Annotated in this window: 22 protein-coding genes and 4 pseudogenes; 7 read left to right on the top strand and 19 right to left on the bottom strand. The window is 50.5% G+C overall.

Features of this window, described 5'->3' with window-relative positions; all coding sequences use genetic code 11:
- The 16 genes and pseudogenes from OGW16_RS08250 to OGW16_RS08175 all read right to left on the bottom strand — a co-directional run.
- A pseudogene (locus OGW16_RS08250) lies at positions 1 to 84 on the bottom strand (acetyltransferase); the annotation flags it as partial.
- A gap of 497 nt (positions 85 to 581) precedes the next feature.
- Positions 582 to 1,430 (bottom strand): DUF4942 domain-containing protein, encoded by an 849-nt coding sequence (locus OGW16_RS08245; protein WP_040229927.1) that lies wholly within the window; start codon positions 1,428 to 1,430, stop codon positions 582 to 584.
- A gap of 80 nt (positions 1,431 to 1,510) precedes the next feature.
- Positions 1,511 to 1,705, bottom strand: a complete 195-nt coding sequence (locus OGW16_RS08240; RefSeq protein ID WP_047661001.1) for a DUF957 domain-containing protein — start codon at positions 1,703 to 1,705, stop codon at positions 1,511 to 1,513.
- Between the two features lie 29 nt (positions 1,706 to 1,734).
- Entirely contained in the window at positions 1,735 to 2,226 is a 492-nt protein-coding gene (locus OGW16_RS08235; protein ID WP_040063379.1) for a DUF5983 family protein, read from the bottom strand.
- Positions 2,223 to 2,600, bottom strand: a complete 378-nt coding sequence (locus OGW16_RS08230; protein ID WP_040063377.1) for a TA system toxin CbtA family protein — start codon at positions 2,598 to 2,600, stop codon at positions 2,223 to 2,225. The genes OGW16_RS08235 and OGW16_RS08230 overlap by 4 nt, the downstream gene beginning before the upstream one ends.
- A 48-nt stretch (positions 2,601 to 2,648) precedes the next feature.
- Complete coding sequence (locus tag OGW16_RS08225) at positions 2,649 to 3,008, bottom strand: type IV toxin-antitoxin system YeeU family antitoxin (protein WP_038633768.1); 360 nt, start codon at positions 3,006 to 3,008, stop codon at positions 2,649 to 2,651.
- Between the two features lie 22 nt (positions 3,009 to 3,030).
- Entirely contained in the window at positions 3,031 to 3,252 is a 222-nt protein-coding gene (locus tag OGW16_RS08220; protein WP_038633763.1) for a DUF987 domain-containing protein, read from the bottom strand.
- Between the two features lie 11 nt (positions 3,253 to 3,263).
- Positions 3,264 to 3,749, bottom strand: coding sequence for a RadC family protein (gene radC, locus OGW16_RS08215; protein ID WP_038642868.1), 486 nt, complete (start codon positions 3,747 to 3,749; stop codon positions 3,264 to 3,266).
- 52 nt (positions 3,750 to 3,801) lie between these two features.
- Entirely contained in the window at positions 3,802 to 4,197 is a 396-nt protein-coding gene (locus tag OGW16_RS08210; RefSeq protein WP_052322945.1) for an antirestriction protein, read from the bottom strand.
- A 77-nt stretch (positions 4,198 to 4,274) separates the two neighbouring features.
- The gene (locus OGW16_RS08205; protein ID WP_038633754.1) at positions 4,275 to 4,538 is read right to left on the bottom strand and encodes a hypothetical protein; all 264 of its coding nucleotides are present in this window, start codon (positions 4,536 to 4,538) and stop codon (positions 4,275 to 4,277) included.
- The gene (locus OGW16_RS08200) at positions 4,538 to 5,356 is read right to left on the bottom strand and encodes a DUF932 domain-containing protein (RefSeq protein WP_001234374.1); all 819 of its coding nucleotides are present in this window, start codon (positions 5,354 to 5,356) and stop codon (positions 4,538 to 4,540) included. Before OGW16_RS08200 ends, OGW16_RS08205 begins: the two co-directional genes overlap by 1 nt.
- Positions 5,357 to 5,471: 115 nt before the next feature.
- Positions 5,472 to 5,722, bottom strand: a pseudogene (locus tag OGW16_RS08195) (DUF905 family protein).
- A gap of 190 nt (positions 5,723 to 5,912) precedes the next feature.
- Positions 5,913 to 6,380 carry a YfjT/YkfB family phage-associated protein gene (locus OGW16_RS08190; protein ID WP_000727137.1) on the bottom strand — a complete coding sequence of 156 codons (468 nt, stop codon included), beginning with the start codon at positions 6,378 to 6,380 and terminating at the stop codon, positions 5,913 to 5,915.
- 96 nt (positions 6,381 to 6,476) lie between these two features.
- On the bottom strand, positions 6,477 to 6,878 hold the full coding sequence (locus tag OGW16_RS08185; protein WP_047660999.1) for a hypothetical protein: 402 nt from the start codon (positions 6,876 to 6,878) through the stop codon (positions 6,477 to 6,479).
- Between the two features lie 205 nt (positions 6,879 to 7,083).
- On the bottom strand, positions 7,084 to 7,971 hold the full coding sequence (locus OGW16_RS08180) for a GTPase family protein (protein ID WP_047661008.1): 888 nt from the start codon (positions 7,969 to 7,971) through the stop codon (positions 7,084 to 7,086).
- A 163-nt stretch (positions 7,972 to 8,134) separates the two neighbouring features.
- A complete protein-coding gene (locus OGW16_RS08175; protein WP_047660998.1) occupies positions 8,135 to 9,238 on the bottom strand; it encodes a hypothetical protein in 1,104 nt (367 codons plus the stop codon).
- A 1,198-nt stretch (positions 9,239 to 10,436) separates the two neighbouring features.
- Here OGW16_RS08175 and OGW16_RS08170 point away from each other — a divergent pair.
- From OGW16_RS08170 to OGW16_RS08155, 4 genes and pseudogenes are all read left to right on the top strand, one after another.
- Positions 10,437 to 11,018: an inovirus-type Gp2 protein gene (locus tag OGW16_RS08170; protein WP_171278907.1), complete on the top strand. Its 582-nt coding sequence runs from the start codon at positions 10,437 to 10,439 to the stop codon at positions 11,016 to 11,018.
- An 89-nt stretch (positions 11,019 to 11,107) separates the two neighbouring features.
- Positions 11,108 to 11,314, top strand: coding sequence for a helix-turn-helix transcriptional regulator (locus OGW16_RS08165; protein WP_049855636.1), 207 nt, complete (start codon positions 11,108 to 11,110; stop codon positions 11,312 to 11,314).
- A 117-nt stretch (positions 11,315 to 11,431) separates the two neighbouring features.
- Positions 11,432 to 11,781: pseudogene (locus OGW16_RS08160) on the top strand (DUF7828 domain-containing protein); the annotation flags it as partial.
- 63 nt (positions 11,782 to 11,844) lie between these two features.
- Positions 11,845 to 12,231, top strand: a complete 387-nt coding sequence (locus OGW16_RS08155; protein WP_001160600.1) for a putative zinc ribbon protein — start codon at positions 11,845 to 11,847, stop codon at positions 12,229 to 12,231.
- A 110-nt stretch (positions 12,232 to 12,341) separates the two neighbouring features.
- On the opposite strand, the gene OGW16_RS08150 is transcribed toward OGW16_RS08155, so the two are convergent.
- Entirely contained in the window at positions 12,342 to 14,000 is a 1,659-nt protein-coding gene (locus OGW16_RS08150) for a sigma 54-interacting transcriptional regulator (protein WP_137397612.1), read from the bottom strand.
- A gap of 175 nt (positions 14,001 to 14,175) precedes the next feature.
- On the opposite strand from OGW16_RS08150, the gene OGW16_RS08145 reads away from it, so the two are divergent.
- From OGW16_RS08145 to OGW16_RS08135, 3 genes and pseudogenes are all read left to right on the top strand, one after another.
- Positions 14,176 to 14,541, top strand: a complete 366-nt coding sequence (locus tag OGW16_RS08145) for a hypothetical protein (RefSeq protein WP_040229907.1) — start codon at positions 14,176 to 14,178, stop codon at positions 14,539 to 14,541.
- A gap of 61 nt (positions 14,542 to 14,602) precedes the next feature.
- Complete coding sequence (locus tag OGW16_RS08140; RefSeq protein WP_040229904.1) at positions 14,603 to 15,859, top strand: GTPase; 1,257 nt, start codon at positions 14,603 to 14,605, stop codon at positions 15,857 to 15,859.
- A 236-nt stretch (positions 15,860 to 16,095) separates the two neighbouring features.
- Positions 16,096 to 16,509, top strand: a pseudogene (locus tag OGW16_RS08135) (GntT/GntP/DsdX family permease); the annotation flags it as partial.
- A 49-nt stretch (positions 16,510 to 16,558) separates the two neighbouring features.
- On the opposite strand, the gene OGW16_RS08130 reads toward OGW16_RS08135, so the two are convergent.
- A complete protein-coding gene (locus tag OGW16_RS08130; protein ID WP_087050964.1) occupies positions 16,559 to 17,254 on the bottom strand; it encodes a LutC/YkgG family protein in 696 nt (231 codons plus the stop codon).
- The coding region (locus OGW16_RS08125) for a lactate utilization protein LutB domain-containing protein (RefSeq protein WP_286518124.1) at positions 17,247 to 17,462 on the bottom strand (216 nt) is incomplete at its 5' end. The genes OGW16_RS08130 and OGW16_RS08125, both read right to left, overlap by 8 nt.

Here is a 17,462-nt window from a genome sequence, read left to right as displayed (position 1 = left end):
GAGGTTGAGTAACGGGTACGGCCGTCCGAGATCGTCCACTTCTGTACGTCCCGTCACGTTAAATCCCATCTTCTTATAGAGCCCAGATGTCTTCTTGTTAACAGGCATGGCTATCTTACATATGGGTTTTGTGCGGGGAAGCGCTGTGAGGATATTGAGAGATGACCGGTTGGAAAGTATCAGAAACTATAAAAGCAAAAACCCGCCTTTAGGGCGGGTTCTTTAAATAGTGGTGCCGGACTCGGAATCGATCTTTTGTTTTATCTTTATGATTTATAAGTAAAATTTTTGATGTGATTATATTTATGCCCTCATTTGTACCCTCATTCCCGATTGGTATGAATCCGAAACCCGAATCGGTGACGATAAGTGGGATACTCGCCTCAGGCTGATGTGTTGATACTTTATGATGGTCCTTTGTCTGGTGACGCTCCTGGTGCGTTACAGAATCCAGTAACAAACCACCAGAAGAAAAGCACCAGGAACGTCAGTATCATATTGTCCATAAGCAGGCGAACCTGGCAAGGGGTTTGTTTAACTCTGCACTGATACTGACATTTCACATATGTGCAGGCCCCTGATTACTGTCCGGATGCCAGCATTCCAGGGTAGTGACGTGCGATGATGTCATTCAGCTTATCGACCAGTTCTTGCCGCTTAAAGGTGATATGAGCAGTTCCCTTCTGAAAGTATTTGATTGCAAACATCTCATCCTCGTAACGATTGCTGTGCCTGTTTTCATGGATATGATTGGCGAGACGACGGGTGACGTCGGCACGGTTGTCGGGAACCGGTTTTCCGTCCAGAAGCATCAGCATCCGCTCAAGGTCAGCTAACCGATCGCGTTGCCAGCCCCAGAGAAGCCCAAATCCCCACCGGTCACATTTGACTAGCCCACTGACGATGATTTTCCCTCCAAATTTACAGGGGCTGTTCGTCTTAAAATCCCAGCTCAACCCTTTGAAGACGTTAATGACACCCCGCTCAAACACATCACCTTTATTCAGATACAGTTGCTCAAAAGTGCTCAGAATGTTGGCTTCGCTGACTGCAGGAATGTTCTCCCCCCCAAGATTTCTGTACCACTGATCACGAGCCTGAGCGTCCATGATGGAAAGCATCCCTGACTTTTTCATTAAATCGCGCCATATACCACGATCGAGATTACGGGTAATGGCTTTCATCGCTGTTTCTGGTTTTTCCATCAACCAGCAACCACGGCGGAATTCCTGCTTCATGGCCCAGTCCAGAGCGGTTTTACCGCCAATACTGCGGGTCAGTGTTGCAATATCGCTAAGTTGTTGCATGAGCACTTCAATCTGCGCCAGCGCCGCATTACGTCCGGTGACGATGCGCTCAATGCTGGTGGAGCAAATAACGTCTGTGTGGCCGGTTAATACTTCGGGTTCGTTAAGAGTAAGGTCTGACATCATTTATTTCCTTATATAAAGCAAAGTGCCAGTCGGTGAGGGCTGGCGCTTATGGGTAAGTGATGAGTACGGACAGGTAATTAATCTGTACTGGTCTGCTGCAGACGCTGAAGATCGCGAACATCCCTGAGTGCCTGTTCAATCCATGGCAACAGCACGGCTGAATCGGTATTTACTTCGTCGTTATCGAAGATAATCCCGCTGTCGCAACAGATGTTGTCCTGCAGCAAGCAAATCAAAATATCGAGAGCGGTTTCAGTGGTTAATTCTGGCATGTGAAAACCTTGTGGTGATTGAGGTGGGGTTACCAGTCGAAAACGTCAAAGCCGGGCAGCACTTCGCCAAAGGCATCCAGATGAACAATGCCAACGGCGTAGCGACGGATAAGCGTTATCACTAACCGGCGGCAGGCTTTCGACAGTCCGAGGCGTTTGAGCCGTAATACCGGAAACGACCAGGCATACAGGCGAATCAGATAACCTGAACCAGTGTACATAATCCATTCCGACTCGCCGAAGTCTTCGCGCTGATGTGACAGGGCGTACAACAGTGAATTGTCTTCCTCCGTGAGGTGCGCAGTACTGCAGCACATCCCCGGTAATGATGTAAAAGGGGGCCGTGGGAATTCAACGGCGATCTTCCCAGGTTCATCCGCGATCCGCAGTGAGCAGCCGTTCTGGTTTACCGCGGCGATCAGTTCGGACAATTCAATACCATCGACATCCACTGCGATACGCCCCATGTTGAGGGCCAGAACGTTGATGGCATCAGCTTCCACGTTGAGAGACAGCTTCATCGGGTCATCTTGCTGTATTTGCCTGTAGTGATATCTGTCACCGCTCTGTAGCCGTTACGTGTCATCAGTCCACAGGCCTTACGGGCGCGGAGAATATCGATACTGCTGATAAGCGGTGACTGCTCTGTAGTGCTGGATCCGTAACGGTCAGTGCGTACCAGATCGTATTTTTCGACGATAAAATTGACGGCATCACACAGGGAAATACCGGCGTCAATGTGCTCCTGAATCACGTCGTCGTTGCCAAACGGCGTGTCGTTTAGCGCCAGACCGTAGTGATGATCCAGCAGGTGGCTCAGAAGTCGCTGCCAAATCTCCACGGGTGACAGACGTGGAGAAGCCTCCCGTGCCGGGGATACGGGTTGTGTTTGCATAAGGGGTATCTCGTTGTTGAAGGGGTAAAAAGAAAGGTGTTGCGGGGGTTATGACGTTACTGATGGTGTCGGATAAATCGCTATATAGATATAGCCATGCGATCCGAGTGAGTCAGCCTCGCAGGTCAGTCCCTTTGCATACAGCGTGACGCAGTGCTGATGGCGGGGACTGAGTTCGCCGGAAACCAGCATCAGTTCCATTTGCTTCAGCAGTACCGGAAACGCTTGGTCGAGATGGCGCAAATCCGCGTCGGTGAATGTCCCGGTGATGCTGGCGCGGTCGGCCAGATAATGCAGCCGGTTGCCTTCCTGTACCAGCCGTGCACCGAAGCACGGGGTGATATTACGTTTCAGTCCCCACCACGGTTCAGAAATATGATGATTTGCCGGCAGTGTTTTATTCAACAAGGTCGTGCTCCTTGAATATGAGTTAACTGAGGGTGACGCTGCGCAGAACGACATACGGGCCGTTGCGGTCCTGGCGACGTTCAGCGAACACGGCCAGGACGCCGCTGATATCCTGGACCTCCTTCCCTGCATAGTGGCAGACGCTGCCGGACCAGGCGTATTTTCCGGAACAGAAGCGAAACAGCCTGGACTCAGGATGCTGGCGATATAGCGCCATCGCCTGACGTTTGCTGATAATCTTCATCGCTGCTCTCCTTACAGCCAGCCGCGTTCAGCGAATGACACTACTTCCATGCCGCCAACCACCAGATGGTCCGGCAGGCGGATATCCACCAGGTCCAGTGCCTGCTTAAGACGTTCCGTGAGGCGGCGGTCAGCCTGGCTGGGCTCCGCCAGGCCTGACGGATGGTTATGGGCAACGATGACGGCGGCTGCGTTATGTTTCAGGGCGGCTTTCACCACTTCCCGGGGATGGACTTCGGTATGACTGATAGTGCCGGTGAACAGTATCTCGTGGGCAATGAGGCGGTTCTGGTTGTCGAGGAACAGCACCATAAACACTTCGCGCTCTTCCCCTGCCAGGCGCAGACGCAGCCAGTCCCGGGTGGCACCGGCGGAGGTGAAGGCCACACCGGGTTCACGCAACTGGCGCTCCAGCAGGTTCATTGCCCGCCGTAACGTTCGCCGGGCATACGGGGACAGGGGGACTTCCTGGTGTGGTGAGGTCAGTGACGGGAACATATCAGGCTGCGATGACGTGGGTAAGGGGGCCGGATTCGTCATGGTTATTCCCCTAATCAATGATACGCATAATTGCGTGGCAGTCCGGGTGCAGCAGGGCATAGTCCCGCAGGCGATAATAGTGCTCCGTCATGGCATCGCATTCGGTGCGGCAGGCGTGATGACTGTAAGCGATAAGGCAGACGGCTATCCCGGCAGCCTCAGCGCTCATCTCTGCGCCGTTACCGTTCATGCTGTTAAACAGTGTCCATTTCTCATCGTTTTCGTTCTCCGGGGCCATAAATGCACCGCCATTGCTGAGGGTAAAGAAATTCCATATCCCGCCGCTGTAGTCCCTGCAAAACCGGTCCATCCAGCCAAAAATGTGGGGTTCAAGGGTTATCCACTGCGGTATGCTGCCAAACTGCTGCGGCCAGAAGGCGGCACGCTGTTCATCGGGTACGGGCATGCATTCGATGCGGTCTGTATCAGTACGTGGTGAGGTGAGAGATTCAGTCACCGGACTGGTCAGGGTGAGTATGTTGTTCATTTGATTTCCTTTGTATTTTCATGTGGGTTGTTGTGACAAAGTGACGGACAGAACTGCACATAGCCATCATCATCACAGCGTGAAGGCCAGTGCCCCTCAGGGATACTTATGCCGCACTGGCTGAGTTCACCGGGACGATAAAGAAGGTGAGAGCACCAGGCGCACAGGTCGTCATCAGAGATGGAGCGGCAGCTTTGCTCACTGATCAGGGAGAACGGATGTGGCGAAACCTGAATCACGCCGCCAGGAATACACTGCATTACTTCAGGCTCCCGAGCAGGCTTTCCGCCATTACCCACAGGGCGCGGTTGAGCTTCACGTCGCCGTCAATGCCGTTAACCGCACGGGTGTGGGCCCGTTTACCTTTCGTTGTTCTGCCCGGCAGACCGCCTTTAATCAGGTTTTCCTGGATACGCTGGTAGGTGGTCCACAGGTCGGAACTTTCATCCTGCCAGCGTCGCGCAGACAGAATCTGTGCTTCCGTCACCGGCTGGTGCTCTTCCCCAAAGCGGTACGTCAGGGCGGCTCTGGCAAACGCCTGCTGTGCCGGCGGAGGAAGTAGCAGTGACTGCATGGCATCCCGCTTCTCCTCCACCCGGTCAAATATCCCCAGCACCTCATAAGCCCCTTCAATGACTTTATCCACCACATTCCCCTTGTGCGGTACGCGAACCTCACCAAAGGTTTCGCCACAGACAAGTCCGTTCTGGCAGACAAAGCGAAACAGGCCCGGCAGCATCTGGTATGAGCTGGAGCCGTCGTGGCTGTTAAGCAGGATGATTTCGGGGACCTGTTTACCGGTGATTTGCCCCTCACGCCGCAGACGCAGCATGTGCTTTGTGTGGTCGCGTTTATTCAGGTCGCGAACGCGGGTCTGGCAGGCAAAGAACGGCTGGAAGCCTTCCCGCTGCAGATTATCAAGCAGTGTGATGGTCGGGATATACGTATAACGTTCTGAGCGTGATTCGTGCTTTTCTTCACTGAATACGCTGGGCACATAGTGTGCCAGTTCATCACGGGTCAGTGGGCGGTCGCGGCGTACGAGACTGGCCGCACCAAAACGGCTGGCTAAGCGCATGGTTAATACCTCTGATATCGGGTTAAAGGGCATAAAAGCAGAAAGGCCATGCTCCGGAAGGTGCATGGCCTGTGGGGGACTGTGTTCTGTTGAAAAATGAGCAGGACTTCGCCGCTCAGTGGCTCAGTGGCTGTGGTGACACAGGAATACCGTCGCTGATGAGATAGCGGTTCAGCATCTCTCCGGCCTGCGGGGCAAAATTCCAGTCCCGCCATATCAGCATGCCACGGCAGTCGCGGATGACCAGACGAAAATGGGGCCCTGGTCGTCTTCGACGGTGACGTTGAGATAGCGTGCGGCCATGGCTTCCGCCTGTCGGCGGGTGAAGGGGCCGGGTGGCAGCGACGCATTATCAGTGGTCTGCATATCTGATCCCTGATGAGAAACAAAAGAAAACGCCCCGCTCAAATGAGCAGGGCGTCGGCGGTGTGAAATACTGATGCAGTGGTCAGGGCTGGCGGGTGTGTGCTGCCTGAACCGGGATATGCGTCATGGACTGAGGTTCCTGTTGTCGTGAGCGTGAATGAATTCAGAAAAAAGGCGTTACCTGTCTTTATTACGGCAGGGCATATTTCGGCAGACAGCCGCTGTCCCCGAACGCGGGAAGGACCTTCCCCGCACCGTTAAGCGTAAACACGGCTGCCTTTACGCCCTCCCCGGACACAATGACCCGCTTACCGGTGCGCAGTTTATCCCATGCCCATGCCACGTTGTCTGAGCCCACATGTGACTCGCTGTCACTGACGCTGACAGGCTCCTCATCGTCAATTTTCATGTCCAGCGACTGGCCGTTATCCATCCTGACCTGATGACCGTTTGCGTCGGTGAAGGTCAGGGTGGCCGCTTGTGAGCCGGTGTCTTCGCAGGTCAGGTAAAGCTGTGACTGTCCTTTCCCCAGAATTACAAACTCAGACACGCCCTGACCCCAGCCGCTGGCCCAGGTATCACGGTTACCGAAGGCCTGTGACACTGCCGGAGTCAGAGCAGATATCAGAAGAGTGAAAAGCAGTATTTTCTTTTTCATAGTATTCCCTGAGGGTGATGGTTAAGACGATACGGGTCTCTCCTGAAGACATTGAGACGCGTTAAGAAAGAGGGCTGATAAGTGATACTGGCGATATCACTGGCTGACGGTGAATGTGCCCTGATCGGTGAACACCCGGGCCTCAACAAAATTGCAGGCTTTACCAAAATCCAAAGTGTGACCAAATTTCCAGAAGACACTCTCAGCGAAGGTCATTTTACGGGGTGTGAACGGTTTATCTGTGGGCCACCAGCCGTCCACGTTCCGGCCCCTGTAGGCTATTTTTCGGTGTGTCAGCATCGGACATTTTCCCCGGTTAACATCGATTTTCTTTATCAGAACGGTGTCGGTTTTTGCTGTCACGGTGACATAGACGCAGCCATAGCACTCAGGACCGGCATGGCTGACCTTCACTGTAACGGGCGTATCACTGGCGGCCAGGGAAGGAAGTGAGGTGAACAACAGACTGGTGGTTAGTATCATAAAAAACCTTTTCATTACTTTTCTCCGGACGAATGCGCTCCTGCGATTCATCGCATTGATTTTTAATCAGTAAATGGCTGAATACAGTATCCCTGAGGAATTCTATAACCGGATATTTACCAGGGATAATGAATAAAACCGATCGGGTCGATCGACAAAATCGATCGTGACAGGGCAAAATTATTTATCGAAACGGAAGACAGGCTAATCGATGTGGAAGTCAGCCAAAGAAGAAGGACCAGACGGTCCGGGCCGCTCGGGCCACGGTGTGTGTGACGGTCTGGAGCGCGTAACGTGCAGCCTGTGGCAACGGGGCCAGGTCGATGACTGCGTCAATCACTTCCACCACGGCATCGCCAAAGCTGTTGCGGGCGGTAGTGATAATGCCGGGGGTGTGGTACCCGCTTTGCAGGTGAGGCACCAGCGGGCTGCGGGCCTGCTTTGGGAGACGGGTAATCATCGCCTCCACCAGACGGGGAAGGTGGTACCGCCCCCTGACTGACACCGGAAGAATATTCGTCTCTGCTGTTCCCATCTGACGGGCCACGGTCTGTTGTTTCTGTATAATACGTTCAGCCTGCAATGCTGATGGCTGCGCCGATAACCAGTTCCAGTGCGCTGCAGGTTCGGTTTTATCCACCTGGTTGAGGACCCATAACACCGGTGGCAGCGGTCCGCTGTATTGTGCGAATACCTCCTGATAAAAAAGCTCTTCCACCGAGAATGCGCGGTCATCGGCCTTGAGCACCCACAGCACCATATCGAGTTGTGGCATGAGTTCGCGGTACAGCTCACGGTATTCGTTGTCACGGCTGATGCTCTCTCCCGCACCGGGTAAATCCACCAGCGTCAGGTAATGGTTACCGAAGCGCAGACGTACACGCTGAGGCTGACGGGTACAGGCCTCCACGGCATTCACCGCACAGACTTCACTCCGGAACAACGCATTACACAGCGAGGATTTGCCGACGCCGGTCTTGCCCATGATGCCAATCACGGGTTCATACGCGACGAGGCGGCTGAGCTCCCGGAGAAGATGCTGCCGCAGAATACGGGGATAGCGCCGCAGATGGCGACGGATAAGGGCATAGCCCGAAGGATGTTTCATATAAGCCTCGGCATAATAAAAGGCCATCCGGTGGGGATGGCCTGACTGAAGTAAACGGGAGGGAATTCACTGAGGTGATATATAACTGAGAAAAATTTAAAAATGCGGATATAGCATTTTATTCAGATATCAGCAGGGGCGCACGCCCCGCAGATATGTTTATTCAGTTTATGGTACGCATAAAAGGAATTTTGTTGACTTTTTTTGCAATTCTTAAAAAATATTCCCTGTGAATTGCTGATGTGTTTTTTAGTTTGTTATAACCACTCTTTTTTTTAGTCGCACTGATTTCTGTCTCCCTGTCAGCAAGACGTCGTCGGTGGGTTCTGTTGATGTTATCTTCCCTTTCTGTTCTTCTGAGCAGACGGGAGAATAATGTGCAGGGTTCATGACGCCGATAGCCAGGTGCAGTGACATCAGGGAACGGATTCAGTATGTCGGATATGAAAAAAGTTATTCCTCCTGGCGTGGGAGAACTTTTTTGTTTGTTGATGACTTCACGCTGGAAGTTGAGTAAGAAATTAAAGTCGAAGCCAGAAATACCTGCCCTGCATTCAATGTCTTCAGGGATGAATGAGTACCAGACCTCAATAATTTCCCTTATGAAGTCATGACTGACAGCCCCGCCCTGAATAAAAAATAACACATGGGCGAAAGGCTCAAAATTCTCATCCAGCATGCCCAGTCTTACATGTCCTGCTATCCGGCTGTACATTGTGCGGTGTTTTATTTTACTCATCATCGAGGCAAAGGCCATGTTAATCATGGTTAAGTCATCGGTGATGTGCTGAAGGAACCCGCCAGTTTCGTCATTGAGGTGAAAACTTATCGGGATTATTGAAATTTTTCCGGATGCTTTATTTTTTATTGTGTCATATTCATTCTGGATTTTAAGTAACACATCTTCTTTGTGAATAAGATTTTTCTTCAGTTCCTCTTTATATTCTGGAGTTGCTTCGCAATGAAGTTTCAAATGTTTATGCGTTCCCACGAGAGAACGGGGTGAGCCAGGGTGTAATGAATTCTCATATTTAAGAATGTCCGACAAAAGATTGCATGCGTAGCCATCTGTTACCTGCGTTTTTCTTTTTTTAGTGGAAAGTTTATCAGGCGGTATTTTTTCACATTCTGCATCTTTAAAGCTGATGAAGCTGTATATGTCAGCCAGGTCCACGTAACGTATGGGTTCCGATGGATACGTGGCATCTATCTCCCTTAACCTCAGAAAGTTCACTTCATAAAAATCATTCAGTCCGTCCCTTCTCATTCTGCTCTCCCGAATACTGGTTCTGTTTTTATACCTCCGAATTATATCGTATAAAGCTCTGAATTAAGAGTGATTAGATCACAGAACCGGCATGGTAAAACATAGCCTTTTAAGCATTATTCAGAGCTTATGATTGTCTCTTAATTAATTGAATTAAATGAATTATATATAATTTGTTTGTCATTTTTTGTGTGTTTGTTTTTTTCTGTTGTTTCAGATTGTTATGACATGATTTTAAGGTGAAAACGATTCTGACTGTCTTTTCAGGCGACTGAGGGTGTTCCGTTACTTCCGATCAGCGTCTTACAGCGAGACTGTTTTTCCGACTGTGTTTACCTGGTCAGGGAGTATCTTATCCTGTCATCCAGTTGCAGAGCATTCTGTGGTCTGATTGTTATCGCCGGGGAGAATGCAGTTTCCCCTCGAAAATAAATACGTTAGCCCGTCATGAATTTACCTTTTTTCATGTTTTCCGGGCCGCGCATGGAATGTTTTTCCTGAGTAACCAATAATTACTCTCTTACTTCCACGTTTTTTGTGCCTGAAAATACCGGGGGAGTAATCAGGAAGAAAAGCCCGTACCGGCATAAATAACGGCAAAATACTATTGCAGTAAATATTACAGTGGCAGGGTGACCCGTTCCGGGAGTCAAAAAGTATGCGTATACAAATCTTTCATGAGCACATGCCTGCTGTACAGGTATCAAGTCGGGGAAGACAGAAATGGTGTTCTAATATCATTAGAACACCATGGCGTGAATAACTTAAACCTGCGTGGTGAGCGTATTCTCTGGAGGTTACTGATTGTGTGAAAAGAAACATTAAGGTTATTAATGTTATTTTATAAAGAAGTGTTACTTGTCCAACTGCTTACACCTTTGTATCTAGGAATAATGACTCTTCAGTAAGTACAGCATTTCTTCGTCTACCGGATGATGATTTCTTTTCAGACATCCCGGTACGTTCAATGTTTACTAACATCATTGTTTATTATTTGCCGTAAAGCATAATGATTGTCAGACTTTCCAGTGTGATGAACATTCATTCCATTTTACAATAAGAAATTACTGTTACAGTACATGTGAAAAATGATACGCAATAACATACTTTCATGGCTGACAACCTGAATCGGTATTCTGCATAAAAAATTAATCTCTCCCGTAATCTCATGACCAATAACTGTTATGGGATATTTATCATGGAATACGTAATCAACTCAAACCACAAACCAGACTATTCTCTTCAGTCAGTATTATTTAACCATCAGGACCGGTTATTTGACTGTCATTCGAAATTACTCATGCTTCGGGTGGATTTCGCATACAGGAAAAACTCTGATTCATACGCGTATGGTGATATTCATCAACTGGCGGCTGAGATGACATGGCTGACTGAGCAATGCGCAGAGATATCTGGTCTGGAGGGATATGCCTGGGTAATGGAATATGGGGGAGATCACCGTTACCACATTCATGCGGCGTTTTATATCAATGGTCAGAGCCACCGGAAGGCCTGGTGCTTCTGGAAATCCATCCAGTTGCTGTGGGAGGACATTACGGACGGAGAAGGCTACGCGCACCGGTGTGAGCCTAAGGGACATTACCGGGTGCGAGGTGAACGAGTAATCAACTTTTCAGATCGCAGAGGAAGGGAAGGTATGCAGTACATCCTGAGCTATCTGGGTAAACAGTCGCAGCGTACAGAGCGCCGGATTTACAGAGTCAGCGCAGTCCCGGTAGTGTCCGTAACAGGCAGACCCCGGAGTCGCGTTATCGGCTAAAAAATTACGCCAGTGCGTCATCGTTTGAAGAAGTCTGCACCATTCGAATACCTGGCTTCTTCTCCCTTATCACCAACGGAGAAAAAACGATGACCATCCCAACCAGCCTTCTTAACGACAAGTTTGTCGATATGGCGTTTATCACAAAACTGACCGGCTTAACCGACAAATGGTTCTACAAACTGATTTCATTGGGTGAGTTCCCTAAACCCATCAAACTTGGTCGTAGCTCTCGCTGGCTTGAAAGCGAAGTGGAGGCCTGGCTACAGCAACGTATTGCTCAGTCCCGTCAGTAATCTATCGAACGTAATCACATTGCCCGTCTGATCTAACGCCACCAGTCATATGACCTGCACTGCTGCCCTCCCCGGGACGGTTTACGCCTGCGCGTCATACGCCAAAGGACCAATATTATGACGACTTACGCCAAATCTTTTATCGCGCTTGATGGCAATCAGCTTCTTACAGGCGCCACCACTGCACAGATTTCCCCTTACGACCGCTACTCTTGCCACCTCTGCAGCAGTGCGCTGGCATTCCACCCTGAATGGGCCTCCAACCACCCGTGGTTCTAGCACACATGGGAAGATCTGGCGGAGAACGGACGCCACTGCCCGTATGTGCCCCGTGAGCCGCTGGAGGCGCGACGGAAACGCATGCTGCGTCGTTACCATTGGTACGCAAGGCCGACGGGCACCGCCTTGGTTGCTTCAGCGAGCGCTACTGCCTGCCCTGTCGTACCGGTGACCACAGTACCGAACGTTGCGCAGAATACACCTGCGTTATCTTCCACCTGCTATCAGGATCCCATGACAGTATTTACACCATGCAATTTCGCACTATTCGTACCGCCCTTGACCACGAGGGCGTAGTCACTCACCTCTGGGATTTGGCTCCGCATTCACGGGGGATCTGGTTCTACCGTTCCTGCAACAATCCCCTGCGTCTGCACTGGACGCATGACAGCGGAGGTTATTTCGAACATAACTTGGAAGACGCTGACGAACGCAGGTTAACGCATTGTGAGTACCGGAGCATTACCCAGGATAAATCGGTATCCACTTTTGACCAGGCTGTGAATGCACTGATGGAACGTGATGATATATACGCCACAGCGCCTTCAAAAAAGGATTACTTCTGCGTGCTCTGTCAGCATGAAGATTATGGTATTCGCTGCTGTCCGGAGTGCGGACAGCATATGCGCAAAAAATAAACATCAGATTCTTTGTTGACGTACCGCTGGTAACATTAATGCTCTAGCCAGTTGCTTTAGTGATATTTCCGGAAGTTTGTCACAGTTCATCAGACCATTTCAGCCCGCCCTTAAGAAGTGATCGGCTTATAGTTTTCAGGTCCCTTCCGTCCTGCAATCTCGGAGGTGATGATCTTCGTAATTTTGGAGTCAGCCAGAAATCCCTTACTGAACTGAGCTCTGTTTTCGCGAATGAATCCTTTCAGAGCATTGTAGGTTCGCAGACGATACACACCGAGTTCAGGCAGTGAGGCTTTCAAGTTGAAATGGTTTTTTTTGATAATGTTTTCCACTTCGCTGAATATTGTGGGGGCAGTTTGCTCGTTGTTGATTTGCTGTGCTTCAATAAACGAGGCAGGAATACGATTTGCTTCCTCTTTGAGCAGACTGTCAATAATCTCGTTGGTCACTCTGGTTCTGTCACCGAGGACAAAGAAGAGATCCCACGCAAAGCGTTCTAGTTGGCGAAAGTTTCCTGGCCAAGGAGCGCACAATATTTTATCTATAACACCCTCTTCATAAACCGTAAAAAGCTGCGACAGCGCCTGCATCGATTTTCCATCGCTGGCAAAAACGGGCTGGTTAAAGGATTTCCATCGGTAGAGCGTGAGGATGAGTGTTAACAACGCGTGAGCACGGTCCTCAGCAAACAGCTCGTTGAGTGATTTGAATTTCACTACGTCTCGGATACGGTGAAACAAATCGCGGCGTAACCGACCTTCGGCCAGCAGGCGCGAGACAGGCTCATTGACCGCGAGTACCACTTTGACATCGTATTTTGTCTTCGACGCATCCTCCCCCACTTTGCTGATCCAGACGTCGTTACTGATAGCGGACAATAAATCCAGTAACTGTGTTTGTGAGGCCAAACTTGCGCTTTGCAATTCATCCAGGAAGAGCACACCATTATGTGCTTCTTCAAAAAAGCCATTTTTGTCGATCGCGTCGGTAAATGCACCTTTCGTTGATCCCCGCATGCGGGTTTCCAGCAATGTTTCACTGACTGCGGCAAGGTTAATTTCAACCATTGCTTTACCCATCTTCGTAGCCAGATGTTTAGCCGCCGCGCTTTTTCCAGTGCCGGTATCTCCCTCGATAAGCAAGGGGCCATGCTTGATGTGAATACCTGTGTCTTCATCCAACCGTAATTGCGAAGTCCTGGCAAACAGCGACGCCAGCACGGTGTTGAAAATTGAAACATCTCCGCCGGTTTTATTTCCGGATTTTGCCAGTGCAATAGAGGTATTTCCTGCGCTGAGGAATGCAGAAAGGGAACGGATAAATTCGTTACGGTCATCCTCCCGATACAGCGCTGAGCTTGATGGCGAGCTGTCTGGCAACAAAAAAACCGTTTTGCGCGTCACGATAGTTCGCGCCTGACTGACAAAGAGGCGGTCATTAACCTGATCGTAGGGATCCGTTATCGCTAAGTCGGAAAATAGGTTATGTTCATTTTGTAATACAACACCGGGTCCTTGAGCGGTAATTAACGCGATCCACTGCATAAAGTTCGGATATCTTTTCTCCAGTGCTTTGATATTTTCCTGTTTCACAAGCAGATTCAGCGCCTGCTTCCATTCATCCATTACGGCCTGCGAAATCATGTCTGTGATATCACCGGTAAGTGAAACCGTCTGTTGGCGGGATGATTTCAAGCCGGCCTGATACCAATACAGCGCCAAATCGGCGGGACGTTTCTCTTCGCTAAAATTGATAATTCGAATATCCACAGTGTCGATTTCATCATTAAGTTAAATATTAAATAATGTTTTCATCACTAGACAATGAAGTCAACATAACATGAAATTTATAATTATTTGATAAGTAACGATTAATTTTTTATTTGAAAGTTGGCACGCAATTCGCATTAGTTATATCACTACACACAAACGAAGAGATAAAACGATGAATATCCAAATTGCGAGTCCAGACCAGATCAGTAAACTGTTAGCCTTTATTGCCGTGAAAGCCAAAGGGACACGCTTCGAAATCCCGGCTAGCTTGCTGCAAAACGTTGAAAGCGAACTGCGTGATTTCTGCAAAGCGCACCGTATTACGGTTCAGTTTAAAGATGCTTCAACCGGGCGTGTGATTGTTTTTTGTGCCGCAGGGGCGGCAACCGGAACGGTGGTGGGGGCGATGTGCGGCGGCATGCTTGGCGCGTTGACCGGCGCGCTGCTCGGGAGTGCGGCAGGCGCAGCTTTAGCGCAGATGCGTATTACCATTTATCCGGTAGCGGGTAGCGATAATCTTGTCTTGGCATTAGCCTAACTTTATACAGTGAACGCAGGTGCAGCGGTATGGCGCAGTACCTGTTTAAAAGGAAAAAATAATGAACAAAACTCTTTCACTCGTTGATGTATTACAACGCTCGCTGGCACAGAACAAAGAAGATATTACGCCACTGCTTGGCTATCTTAGCACCACCAAGGAAGAATTGAAGGTACAGATGGAGCGCAGCAGCACCCGTTCCGATGCTGAAAAAATTGCCCATTACCTGCGCAAAATGGGCAGCAATGATATTGCCAGCCTGTTTCGCAGTGGCGAAGGTGTGGAATATGAAGAAATCGTCTGTGATGTTGGCGAAAAGCTTAAGGTTAAAGGGGTCAACAAAAACATGTCGGTAGAGCTCAACGAAGAGTTCATCATTCAGCATCTCTTTTCCGATGCACTGAAAAAAATGAGTGATGAAGAACGCAGTGCGTTAATGCGTTCGATGAACCTTTCCGAGAAAGATCAGGGGGCAATTCTGGCGGGTACATTAATGGCCTCACAGGTGATGCTGAACCAGTTTGGCGGCTTTGCGGTGTATCGGATGTCCGTTATTCTGGCCAACATGCTGGCCCGCTCGCTGATGGGTAATGGCCTCAACTTTGCGGCAAATGCTGCTCTGGTACGCGGTGTCGGTGCATTCCTGGGGCCAATTGGTTGGATAGCTTCCGGTGCATGGCTGGCGGTAGAAATTGCAGGCCCTGCGTTTCGTAAGACGGTTCCGGCGATCGTACATATCGCGATGCTGCGTCAGAACGTATTAAAACGCCTGACTATCAGCGTAGTGGGAGATGGTTCCGTCGGCAAAGATGCGCTCTTTAAAAGCGTATTCGGTGTTGATACCGGCAATATCAATCCTATTGCTGGCTCTACATCCGATACTAAGGTGTATGACCTTGGTCACACAGGTACTATTAAACTTATTAACTTCCCTGGATTTCACGACGTGCGTTCCGAGGTCAATGACTTGGTGAATGATAATATCAAGCATACCGATCTGTTCCTGCTGGTGGTAGACGTCAACCGTGGTGTGTCAGGTCATGATGTGCAGACACTGGAGAAGTTAAAGGCGGAGGGCAAGCCTGTGTTGGTCTGTCTGAACAAGGTGGATATGCTGCGCCCGAATGATAAAGATAGGATGGTTCACGTCGCCAAAACACGCCTTCAGAACCCCTATGTGATTGAAACGGCCTTTGACCCTGATCCGCGCTTGTCGCAGGATGGTCCGATCGGCACACAGGTCGTGTTTGACTGGGTGGTAAATCAGTTAGAGGCGCAGGGTAAAGAGACCGCACACCTGAAAGCCGAGCAGAAATAACGTCGATATAACTAAGCCAGGGGCATGCTCCTGGTTTCGTCATTTTCTTCGGACTCAAGAGAACGCAACAGCGCACTTGCTTTGCCACAGTTGAATTTTGTGCCGTAACGATGTGCAAGCATGTAAGCATAAGGAGTCAAGGTATAGCGTGTTACTTAGTTACTCGGATTAACAATCCCAACGTACAGAGCGGCGGATTTACAGAGTCAGCGCAGTCCCTGCTCCGGCAGTCAGTGGCAGGCGGCGTACTGAAGCAAACCATTATCGATACCGGCATCGGCGATACCATCGGCATGCTGATGTCGCACGGCAACATTTCTCCGTACATCATGGCGTGGTTGATAACCGTGCTGATTCGTCTGGCAACGGGTCAGGGCGTGGTCTCAGCCATGACGGCGGCGGGGATTATTAGCGCAGCAATCCTCGACCCGGCAACCGGTCAACTGGTGGGCGTCGACCCGGCGTTGCTGGTGCTGGCAACAGCGGCTGGCTCCAACACGCTGACCCATATCAACGATGCTTCGTTCTGGCTGTTCAAAGGCTACTTTGATCTGTCGGTGAAGGATACGCTGAAAACCTGGGGTCTGCTGGAGCTGGTAAACTCCGTGGTTGGCCTGATAATCGTGTTGATCATCAGCATGATTGCATAACGTTGATACCGCTCTGGCCCACAGCGCCAGAGCGGTTTTCCATCCTGCCTCAACAATCCTCAATAATCAGATATACCGCCTTCACCGGACCATGCACCCCAACCACCTTGATAAGCTCAATATCCGCCGTCGAGCTGGGTCCACTGATGATATTAATGCACGATGGCATACGCTCACCGGCCTGTGCTTTCTGATGCAGTTTTTCTGCCAGCTGCGCCACGCGCGGCAGGATGGTGCTTTTACGCAGCACGAAAATAGAGGACTCCGGCAACAGGCTCAGGGAGCGCCCGCGCTCCGGTGCGGAAAACAGCACCACGCCGCCGGACTCGGTCAGGCCATATTCGGCAAACACTACGCCGACTTTCGCCTGCTCAGCCTGGGTAATATTTTCGCTACCACGCGCCGGATCCCAGACCACGGCGTTGCATTCCTGCTGCAAGCGTTGGGTGATGCCCAGCTCCACCAGCCGGCTGTCGCCGCTCAGCACCACCGGCTGCTGACCCAATTCTTCGCACAGGCGCAGCGCCGCGTCTGCGGCCTGGTCCTCGCGGGTCAGTTCGCAGCGGGCCAGCATCACTTCGCTGGCAAACTGGATAAACGCAGAGCAGCGCTGCTCGGGGCTAAGCTCGGTCAGGCGCTCGTTGGCAAAATTGTTAACCGGTGCGGCATCCGCTTGCGGCTCGAAACGCAGCGGGCGACCCAGCGCCTGGGCGATGGTGTTTAAAAACGCGGTACGGTTATCCATTCTTTTTCTCCTGCGCCTGATGTTTCTTAAACCAGCTGCGGAAGCTCTCGCCGTCAGCATCAGGCAGATCGCGCGCCTCCATCCAGTCACCAATCGCGCCAACCTTGAGCGGCGTTTTGCCACCATTGATAAACCAGCTCGCCGCATGCGCGCCCGCCATCATCCCGACTTTCCACAGCCCCGGATGGCTATTGGCATAGGCGAACAT

The organism is Citrobacter sp. Ce104 (genome assembly GCF_030334595.1).
Taxonomy (GTDB): domain Bacteria; phylum Pseudomonadota; class Gammaproteobacteria; order Enterobacterales; family Enterobacteriaceae; genus Citrobacter; species Citrobacter europaeus.
Note: the sequence above shows the minus strand (reverse complement) of the source record. Positions and strands in the feature narration are given on the sequence as shown.

Coding starts and splice junctions, on each gene's coding strand:
- OGW16_RS08175 (WP_047660998.1), bottom strand. CDS start 9,238: ATGAGAAGGGACGGACTGAATGATTTTTATGAAGTGAACTTTCTGAGG.
- OGW16_RS08230 (WP_040063377.1), bottom strand. CDS start 2,600: ATGCAAACACAACCCGTATCCCCGGCACGGGAGGCTTCTCCACGTCTG.
- OGW16_RS08165 (WP_049855636.1), top strand. CDS start 11,108: ATGACCATCCCAACCAGCCTTCTTAACGACAAGTTTGTCGATATGGCG.
- OGW16_RS08185 (WP_047660999.1), bottom strand. CDS start 6,878: ATGAAAAGGTTTTTTATGATACTAACCACCAGTCTGTTGTTCACCTCA.
- OGW16_RS08245 (WP_040229927.1), bottom strand. CDS start 1,430: ATGTCAGACCTTACTCTTAACGAACCCGAAGTATTAACCGGCCACACA.
- OGW16_RS08190 (WP_000727137.1), bottom strand. CDS start 6,380: ATGAAAAAGAAAATACTGCTTTTCACTCTTCTGATATCTGCTCTGACT.
- OGW16_RS08210 (WP_052322945.1), bottom strand. CDS start 4,197: ATGCCCGTACCCGATGAACAGCGTGCCGCCTTCTGGCCGCAGCAGTTT.
- OGW16_RS08145 (WP_040229907.1), top strand. CDS start 14,176: ATGAATATCCAAATTGCGAGTCCAGACCAGATCAGTAAACTGTTAGCC.
- OGW16_RS08155 (WP_001160600.1), top strand. CDS start 11,845: ATGCAATTTCGCACTATTCGTACCGCCCTTGACCACGAGGGCGTAGTC.
- OGW16_RS08220 (WP_038633763.1), bottom strand. CDS start 3,252: ATGAAGATTATCAGCAAACGTCAGGCGATGGCGCTATATCGCCAGCAT.
- OGW16_RS08170 (WP_171278907.1), top strand. CDS start 10,437: ATGGAATACGTAATCAACTCAAACCACAAACCAGACTATTCTCTTCAG.
- OGW16_RS08200 (WP_001234374.1), bottom strand. CDS start 5,356: ATGCGCTTAGCCAGCCGTTTTGGTGCGGCCAGTCTCGTACGCCGCGAC.
- radC (WP_038642868.1), bottom strand. CDS start 3,749: ATGTTCCCGTCACTGACCTCACCACACCAGGAAGTCCCCCTGTCCCCG.
- OGW16_RS08180 (WP_047661008.1), bottom strand. CDS start 7,971: ATGAAACATCCTTCGGGCTATGCCCTTATCCGTCGCCATCTGCGGCGC.
- OGW16_RS08140 (WP_040229904.1), top strand. CDS start 14,603: ATGAACAAAACTCTTTCACTCGTTGATGTATTACAACGCTCGCTGGCA.
- OGW16_RS08235 (WP_040063379.1), bottom strand. CDS start 2,226: ATGAAGCTGTCTCTCAACGTGGAAGCTGATGCCATCAACGTTCTGGCC.
- OGW16_RS08205 (WP_038633754.1), bottom strand. CDS start 4,538: ATGCAGTGTATTCCTGGCGGCGTGATTCAGGTTTCGCCACATCCGTTC.
- OGW16_RS08240 (WP_047661001.1), bottom strand. CDS start 1,705: ATGCCAGAATTAACCACTGAAACCGCTCTCGATATTTTGATTTGCTTG.
- OGW16_RS08130 (WP_087050964.1), bottom strand. CDS start 17,254: ATGGATAACCGTACCGCGTTTTTAAACACCATCGCCCAGGCGCTGGGT.